The 3,141-nt window shown below is 35.8% G+C and carries 4 protein-coding genes and 2 pseudogenes; 4 read left to right on the top strand and 2 right to left on the bottom strand.

Features of this window, described 5'->3' with window-relative positions; genetic code table 11:
• Positions 1-66: pseudogene (locus FTV37_RS18110) on the bottom strand (helix-turn-helix domain-containing protein); the annotation flags it as partial.
• Between the two features lie 357 nt (positions 67-423).
• On the opposite strand from FTV37_RS18110, the gene FTV37_RS16760 reads away from it, so the two are divergent.
• Genes FTV37_RS16760 through FTV37_RS16775 form a run of 4 tightly spaced genes read left to right on the top strand, consistent with a single transcriptional unit; the run spans position 424 to position 2,842 of the window.
• Positions 424-1,269, top strand: coding sequence for a methylated-DNA--[protein]-cysteine S-methyltransferase (locus tag FTV37_RS16760; RefSeq protein WP_180049999.1), 846 nt, complete (start codon positions 424-426; stop codon positions 1,267-1,269).
• Positions 1,256-1,987 carry a 2OG-Fe(II) oxygenase gene (locus FTV37_RS16765; RefSeq protein WP_180049997.1) on the top strand — a complete coding sequence of 244 codons (732 nt, stop codon included), beginning with the start codon at positions 1,256-1,258 and terminating at the stop codon, positions 1,985-1,987. The genes FTV37_RS16760 and FTV37_RS16765 overlap by 14 nt, the downstream gene beginning before the upstream one ends.
• 2 nt (positions 1,988-1,989) lie before the next feature.
• Positions 1,990-2,235, top strand: a complete 246-nt coding sequence (locus FTV37_RS16770; protein ID WP_180064301.1) for an Ada metal-binding domain-containing protein — start codon at positions 1,990-1,992, stop codon at positions 2,233-2,235.
• Positions 2,222-2,842 (top strand): alpha-ketoglutarate-dependent dioxygenase AlkB, encoded by a 621-nt coding sequence (locus FTV37_RS16775; protein ID WP_180049993.1) that lies wholly within the window; start codon positions 2,222-2,224, stop codon positions 2,840-2,842. The genes FTV37_RS16770 and FTV37_RS16775 overlap by 14 nt, the downstream gene beginning before the upstream one ends.
• A gap of 182 nt (positions 2,843-3,024) precedes the next feature.
• Here the strand turns inward: FTV37_RS16775 and FTV37_RS16780 are convergent.
• A pseudogene (locus FTV37_RS16780) lies at positions 3,025-3,141 on the bottom strand (transposase); the annotation flags it as partial.

The following is a 3,141-nucleotide window of genomic DNA, read 5'->3' on the forward strand; positions in this document are numbered from 1 at the left end:
TTTGGCCAGAAAAATGAGTCGTTCTCGCTGTTCTAAACTAAGTGGTACAGAAACAATCCGAGGCATGTGTGAACATCTGTTAACTAAAAAAACCTTTTCGCATGATTAGTTATTTTTGTCAACTTAAGTAATGGAAAATTTTGGTAATTCAAATTCAAATTTTTATAAATTTAGTTATTAGTCAAAAATATCTAAATTACTGCAGATTCTTATCCTAAAGGACACCAAATCATACAAATAAATAAACAGCGAGTCGTATCTAACTTGGACACTTTAAATGGGTTCGAACATTTCGATTTCGTATAATCACCATTATGATAAATAAAATTAAATAGCATTTCTCACTCATAGCAAGAATCGGATTTTTCTCAGCCGTTCTATTTGTTAATGTTGTTCTTAGGCCCCAAAAAGCGGTACATGACAATGTTAGAAGATACAAACTATATTCGCATTGCAAAGGCAATTGAATATATTAATCAGAATTTCAAAGAACAACCAACCTTATCTGAAATTGCAGAACATATTCATCTAAGCCAAGCCCATTTTCAAAGGATCTTCACTGAATGGGCAGGTATTAGCCCTAAAAAGTTCCTGCAATATATTAGCCTGGAACATGCAAAATCAATTTTAAAAAATCATAAAGAAAATAGTGTGTTAGATGCTACATTCGACACTGGTTTTTCAAGCTCGAGCCGTTTGCATGATCTATTTATAAGGATAGAAGGAATGACTCCTGCTGAATATAAAAATGGTGGAGAGTCGTTACAAATTAATTATAGTTTCTCAGAGACACTCTTTGGTTCTATTGTGATTGCCTCAACAGCTAAAGGTGTTTGTTATATGGCTTTCACTGAGAATTATGATGAAGCTTTTTTACAGCTTAAAGCACAATTTCCAAAGGCAAAATTTGTCCAGCAACAAGATGAATTGCAGAAAAAAGCGGTCTCTATCTTGCAGTCGGATCATCAAGATCTATCCGAAATTAAGCTGCATCTAAAGGGCACCGAATTTCAACTTAAAGTTTGGGAAAGCCTGCTAAAAATCCCTATGGGTGAATTGACGACCTATGGTGCAATTGCAAAGGACATAGGCAATAACAAAGCTTCGCGTGCCGTAGGAACTGCAATAGGAAGTAACCCTGTTGCATTTCTCATTCCATGCCATCGGGTGATTCAATCATCAGGACATTTTGGTGGTTACATGTGGGGAACAACGCGAAAAACAGCCATCATTGGTTGGGAAGGAGTGAAAACCCATGCATCTCACTGAGCTAGAAGAATATTTTAAAGCTAGATTGGCTCAACTCGATTGGAATGCTATTACTGAGGCGATGCATCAACATGGTTTCGTAGTACTCGAAAAGTTTTTAACTGAGGAACAATGTGACCTTGTAAAAAACAATTATGATCATCCCACGCTATATCGTAAGACCGTGAATATGCAACGCTATCGATTTGGATTAGGAGAATATAAGTACTTTACTTATCCTCTGCCACACTTGATTCATCAATTACGAACGCAGATGTATTCTTATCTTATGCCTATTGCTAATGTATGGATTAAGGTGCTGAATTTGAATACGATTTTCCCAGAAACGCATCAAGAATTACTGCAACAATGTCACGAAAATGGACAACAGAAAGCAACCCCATTAATTCTACAGTACCGCAAAGATGGTTTTAATACTTTGCATCAAGATCTCTATGGTGACGTGTATTTCCCGATTCAACTGGTGATATTTCTGAACCAAGTGAATGTCGATTATCAAGGTGGAGAATTTGTTTTAACTCAGCAAATTCCGCGCGCTCAATCCAAAGCCACGGTATTACAGCCGCAAAAAGGTGATGTACTCATTTTTACAACACACTTCAAACCAGAAAAAGGGACTCGTGGTTATTATCGGGTCAATATGAAACATGGAGTCAGCCCGTTACATCATGGAGAGCGTTATACATTAGGTATTATTTTTCATGATGCAGTGAGCTAAAGATGATACGTCATGAAATGATTACTGATCAGGAGCTTTATGGTTTGCTTCGACAGGGAAAAATTTTGTTTGGAGGAAATCTGAACTTAAAAATATATGGCTCGTTGCGATGTCGATCAGGCAAACGTATGAAACGCAAGAACCGTGTTTTTTTTAAAGATGAAGTTGAAGCACTTGCACAAGGCTACCGTCCTTGTGGACATTGCATGAAACAAGCGTATATGGACTGGAAAAATGGATATGTTTGAGCAAGAAAATCTCCATAAAAACCTATTGCCCTATGACGGCACGGTTTTATATTTCGGTCAGATTCTGACATCACAGCAAGCAAATACATATTTTGATGAGTTATTTCGTTCAATTGCTTGGAAACATGATGAAGCGGTCATTTATGGAAAGCGAATCATAACTAAACGTAAAGTTGCTTGGTATGGCGATCACCCGTTCTCATATACCTATTCAAAAACGACAAAACACGCTTTGGCTTGGAGTCCTGTATTACTTGAATTGAAAAAAATGGTCGAGCAATTGACGGGGGAAACGTTTAATTCCTGTTTGTTAAATCTTTATCATGATGGCAATGAAAGTATGGCATGGCATAGTGATGGAGAAGTTGATTTAAAAAAAAATGGTGCAATTGCATCTCTTAGCTTTGGGGCTGAAAGAAAATTTGCTTTTAAACATAAAATGACCAAAGAAAAGAGAGAGTTATTTTTAGCACATGGCAGTTTATTGGTGATGAAGGATTCGACACAGACTCACTGGTTACATCGTTTACCACCAAGTAAGCGAGTTACAACAGCCCGTATTAATTTAACTTTTCGGCAAATTGAAAATTATGATATTAAAACCTAGATTTTTAACTTTACCTAAAATTAACATAATGAAAGTCGTACGTAATTCAATTTTTTATTTAATATAATTCAATGTGTTAATTTATTTTATAAATCCCAACTCAAATGTATTTGGATTTTTAATAGTTAATGGTGTTTCACGATTACTTTTTAAACAATGTTCCACATCTTTGTAAGTTGTCATTAAAAAGTAAACATGTATTCTTTTCCGAATTGGTTTGATACTTTCTCCACCCATTGCTCTATTTTATCAGCTGTCATGACTTGAAAATCTCGCCAATAATATTTCATCTGCTTCCA

The organism is Acinetobacter sp. YH16042, from assembly GCF_013417245.1.
Classification (GTDB): Bacteria; Pseudomonadota; Gammaproteobacteria; order Pseudomonadales; family Moraxellaceae; genus Acinetobacter; species Acinetobacter amyesii.

Bases quoted from the DNA above. Each gene is read 5' to 3' on its own strand.
- FTV37_RS16770 (WP_180064301.1), top strand. From the start codon at position 1,990: ATGATACGTCATGAAATGATTACTGATCAGGAGCTTTATGGTTTGCTT.
- FTV37_RS16775 (WP_180049993.1), top strand. From the start codon at position 2,222: ATGGATATGTTTGAGCAAGAAAATCTCCATAAAAACCTATTGCCCTAT.
- FTV37_RS16760 (WP_180049999.1), top strand. From the start codon at position 424: ATGTTAGAAGATACAAACTATATTCGCATTGCAAAGGCAATTGAATAT.
- FTV37_RS16765 (WP_180049997.1), top strand. From the start codon at position 1,256: ATGCATCTCACTGAGCTAGAAGAATATTTTAAAGCTAGATTGGCTCAA.